This is a genomic window from Neolewinella lacunae (genome assembly GCF_014349155.1).
Lineage (GTDB): Bacteria > Bacteroidota > Bacteroidia > Chitinophagales > Saprospiraceae > Neolewinella > Neolewinella lacunae.
The window spans coordinates 1-983 of the sequence record NZ_JACSIT010000109.1; the positions used below are offsets into that span (position 1 = coordinate 1).

The following is a 983-nucleotide window of genomic DNA, read 5'->3' on the forward strand; positions in this document are numbered from 1 at the left end:
AACCCGCTGGAATACGGCATCGCCGGTGTCACGGTGAACCTGTACTTCGATGCGGACAACAATCCGGCAACGGCTCCTGTCCTGATCGAGACGACGACCACGGACGCCGACGGCAACTACTTCTTCGGTAACCTGGCCCCTGGTAACTACCAGGTGGGAGCCATTGCGTTGGCTGGCTCACCGGTATCCTCTACGGGTGCCGCCGTCAGCACGACCCCGAACGATGACACGGACGGCAACAGTGATGGCAGTGCCACTACGGCGACTGGCCAGGAATCACTTTCTGGCGTAGTGACCTTGGTTCCCGGCACGGAGCCCCAGGGCGGCGACGAGGCTGGCCAGGGCGGCGAGCAGGATGACACGGCTCCGCAGACGGATGGCAACGGCAATATGACCGTTGACTTCGGCTTCATCCCCACGAACAGCGTAGGTAGCACGGTCTTCTACGATATGAATGGCAACGGACAGCAAGATGGCCCCAACGATGTAGCAGCTCCTGGCGTAGTAGTCGAATTGTACGTTGATGCCGACGGTGACGGTACGCCGGAAACCCTGGTGGGCAGTGATGTAACGGACGCCGACGGCAGCTACTTCTTCCCGAACCTGCCGAACGGGACTTACCAAGTCGTACTTCCCAACGGCGTAGAAGGTGGCATGGCTTCCCCCACGGTTGACCCTGCCGACGACAATGCGTTGGTGCAGAACGGTACGGACCAGCCCGACGGCTCAATTGCCTCCGCTCCCTTCGTTCTCGCCATTGGCGATGACCCCACGGAACTGGACGGCACGCCAGGCGACGACCAGGACGCTGATGACCCGGCCAACAGCATTTTCGATGCGAACGGTAATATGACGATTGACTTCGGTGTTCTGCCCAACATGAGCATCGGCTCCACGGTGTTCTACGACGCAGACAACAGCGGTGACCAGGACCTGGCTAACCCGCTGGAATACGGCATCGCCGGTGTAACGGTGAACCTGTA

1 protein-coding gene is annotated in these 983 nt (G+C 60.4%); it reads left to right on the plus strand.

Annotated features, from left to right (window positions below):
* The coding region (locus H9S92_RS12085) for an MSCRAMM family adhesin SdrC (protein WP_222936071.1) at window positions 1–983 on the plus strand (983 nt) is incomplete at both ends.